We start from the raw sequence: 3,399 nt of genomic DNA, 5'->3' as shown, positions 1-3,399 counted from the left end.
CTTCGCCCCTGCGGGATCGGAAGGCGAGATGGATAGGGGGCACGGGCGGATGGCATCTCTGCCGAGGTGCTATGTCGCCGACCGATCCGCACCCTAAGATCGACTGGGGCGAGCGCTTTTTTTGCTCTATTATCCGCTTACTCGCGCCGGTAGCCGGCGATGGCGTCAGCGATGGAGATGCCCTGGGTGATCCGCTTCGCCATCCCGATGCCGTCCCGCACCCCGCCGGCGATCTGCAGTCCCGGGTACTCCGCCTCCAGTCGGCGGATGTCCTCGTGGATCCCATCCGTCGTCAGGTCGTACTCCGGTATGGCGTGACTGTAGGGGGCGACGAAGACGAGGTCCGGCCGGATCTCCCGCGGGATCCGCATCATCTCGTACAGCTCCGAGAGGGCGATCTCCTGCCGCTCCTCTAAGCTCGTCCCGGTCACTAACTCCGGATTGCGCAGCCCGCCCATAAATATCGTGAAGAGCGCACTGTCCTCATACGGCACCCGCCCATCGAAGCAGGAGGAGGGGAAGAGGATCCCCAGCACCCGCCGCCGCTCGCAGGTCGGCACCAGCGCACCGAAGGCCCGTCGCTCCACCCCGGGGAGGTGGTCAAAGCCCACCACCACCTCCGTGATCGGGGCGTAGACCAGCGTCCGGATGCGATCGAAGCGCCCCGCCCAGTCGTCCGGGAAGAGAGGGGGCAGGAGGGCGGGCCGTATCGTCGTCACCACATGGTCGCACCGGACCGTCTCGCTCTCTCCCCCGGAGGTAAAGGTCACCTCATACCGGTGATCCTCCACGGGACGGATGCGGATATCGGTGGCACCGGTGACGAAGCGCCCGCTGCGTGAGGCCTTTCGCTCGATCCCCTCGATCAGGCGCGAGAGCCCACCGACGACGTTGAAGACCTTCTTCGTCGCCTTCTTGTCCCGCTCCGTCGGCTTCCGCTCCCTCATCAGCTTCATCGAGCCGCCGATGAAGCTCCCATACTTCCGATCCAGGTCGTAGAGCTTAGGCAGCGCCAGCCGTGTCACCAGCTTGTAGGGGTCGCCCGCATAGACCCCGCCGATGAAGGGATCCACTGCGTAGTCCACCATACTCTTGCCGAGGCGCCTCTCAGCGAGGTCCCCGACGCTCTCATTGGGGTCGGTGCCCCGCTTCACGAGGGGTTCGAAGGGGATGTGCAGCTTATCCCGCCATGAGAAGAGCGGGGTGGTGAGGCCGCTGATCGGGCCCGACGGCAGCGGGTGGAAGCGGTCCCCCTTCCAGATCCAGCGCGCCTCCGAGGCGGACTTAGCCACCTCCATCTCCGCCTCCGGGGAGACGTACTCAAAGAGCTCCGCCACCTCGGGCGTGGAGACCGACCCGGTATTGGGCCCGGTCTCAAAGGTGTATCCCCCCTGCTGACGTGTCTGGATCTGTCCCCCCAGTCGCTCCTCCCGCTCGAGGAGGAGGAAGGGGATCTCGTGCATATCGCACCCTGCTGCCACCGACATACCTGTAAGTCCCCCGCCGATGATCACCACGCGGGGCTGCTGCTTATCCTCTGCTGTCATACTCTATCTATTCTTTGGTTACGACAAAGGTAGGGAAAAAAGAGGCCAATGAAGACCTTTGCAAAATGGTCTTTCGCCGAAAAAGCACCGCTTTTTCGGCAGGGACTTTGCAGAACACCCCAGGTGCAAGGGACTGAGAGTGAGGGCGAAGGGAGTGTGCTTACGCACATGACCAAGCCCGAATCTCGAAAGTGACGCCGCAGATGGGGTGTTATGCAAAGGTCTCCCAATGGTTTACAGGCTCCGGCGCATCGCCACGGAGAGCCCCCCCCTGTGAAAGAAGTGCACCCGCAAGGGGTGAAGTGTTAGAATGTCTATGGATAGGCACCCCGCAAGGGGTGCCGCCTGCCAGTTATGCTCTCGGACGAACTGATTGTGCGACGCCCTGTCCGGACTCCCGCCCGTCCATCTCACCGGACGATCCCGCAGGGGCGAAGCCCCGGAGGGATCATCGCTCTTTAGCTGTAGGTTTGTCCTATTCACTCCCTACCGGAGTATTTACAGCCAACGTACGATCTCATAAAGGCTATTCATTTTTGGACTTGAGTTCCTTAGTTTCATCTCTCAGCTCATTGATGGCCTCAAGGTAATCCCTTTCAGCGGGAGACAGCGTGTTTTTCTGCCACTTTTTATACTCTTTCTCTGCTTTTGTCATGGCTTGCTTATGTGAGACAGAGCCCGCATGCGTTAATACCTGCTCACCGGTAGATGAGAGTATGCTATCAAGCTGTCTGATATAGTCCTCCATATACATCGGTTTCCTTCGCATCGCTTGAAGCTCTGCAAGGTCAAAGTATCCGGATACTAAATTGTTTAGGATCTTTAGTTCATCACTCGTAAGGTAGTTCTTCGCGATCTTAGCATCAGCAAGCGTTGGCCATGAGCCTTTGAATGTCGTCAATCCCACAAAAACCTTCCCTGAGTCCACCCTGTTAAATATCACCTCAGCAGCTGTTTGTCCATGTGTGGCATAGTGCAATTTGTTTTGCACCATCTTGAAAAAAGTAATTGATAGAGGGCTCTTAGGGTCGTAGTCGATAGCAGTGGCATATAAATCCAAGACCTGTCTATACATTACCTTTTCACTAGATCGAATATCTCGTATCCTATCTAAGAGCTCTTTCCAGTAGGCACCACCTCCCCCATTCTTTAGTCTCTCGTCATCAAGGGTAAATCCCTTGATCATATACTCCTTGAGACGAGCTGTGGCCCACTGTCTAAACCTCGTGGCAATAATCGACTTGATCCTATATCCAAGTGAGATAATCATGTCCAAGTTGTAGTACTTCACTTGGTATGTCTTCCCATCAGATGCAGTTGTTCGGTTTTTCCGAACAACTGAATTCTCATCCAGCTCCCCCTCCTCAAATATATTCTTTATGTGCTCACTTACATTAGGCTTACTTGTCTGGTAGAGCTCACAAATCTGTGCTTGTGAAAGCCAAACGGTCTCATCCTCAAGTAAAACATTGAGACGAGTGTCGCCTTCTTCATTGACATAGATAATGACTTGTCCTTCTTGCATCATTGTATTAGTGCTTCAGTGAATGGATAAGGGCACCAAGGGAAGTGCCGTTCCCTCCAAAACGTAGACGTCAGCGCACACATTGTCGGTAATCCTCCGGATGGTCGCCCGGAGCATGGCTCTCTGATCTGTCTCTGTCATAGGTATAGGGTGTAGCTGTCTGCTTGTACCGCTAAAGATACCGACAAATCCTGAGACCCTTCCCCCGTGGCTTAGGCACCAGCCGAGTGCCTATCTTGCCGGACAAGTCGGACGGGTCGGACGCTCTGCACAAACGTACCGGCTTAGACAGCACGCCGGCATCCGAAGGATGCCCGCTCCATAGGC

Annotated in this window: 3 protein-coding genes; all 3 read right to left on the bottom strand. The window is 56.4% G+C overall.

The window, feature by feature from the left end; all coding sequences use genetic code 11:
• Positions 1 to 137: 137 nt before the first annotated feature.
• The 3 genes from hemG to HMPREF2890_RS09340 all read right to left on the bottom strand — a co-directional run bounded on the left by hemG (position 138) and on the right by HMPREF2890_RS09340 (position 3,213).
• Positions 138 to 1,547: a protoporphyrinogen oxidase gene (gene hemG, locus HMPREF2890_RS04065; RefSeq protein WP_070465792.1), complete on the bottom strand. Its 1,410-nt coding sequence runs from the start codon at positions 1,545 to 1,547 to the stop codon at positions 138 to 140.
• A 526-nt stretch (positions 1,548 to 2,073) separates the two neighbouring features.
• Positions 2,074 to 3,075 (bottom strand): virulence RhuM family protein, encoded by a 1,002-nt coding sequence (locus HMPREF2890_RS04060; protein WP_210394757.1) that lies wholly within the window; start codon positions 3,073 to 3,075, stop codon positions 2,074 to 2,076.
• 12 nt (positions 3,076 to 3,087) lie between these two features.
• Entirely contained in the window at positions 3,088 to 3,213 is a 126-nt protein-coding gene (locus tag HMPREF2890_RS09340; RefSeq protein WP_256387633.1) for a hypothetical protein, read from the bottom strand.
• Positions 3,214 to 3,399: the final 186 nt, after the last annotated feature.

This window comes from Porphyromonas sp. HMSC065F10 (assembly GCF_001808555.1).
Lineage (GTDB): Bacteria > Bacteroidota > Bacteroidia > Bacteroidales > Porphyromonadaceae > Porphyromonas_A.
Note: the sequence above shows the minus strand (reverse complement) of the source record. Positions and strands in the feature narration are given on the sequence as shown.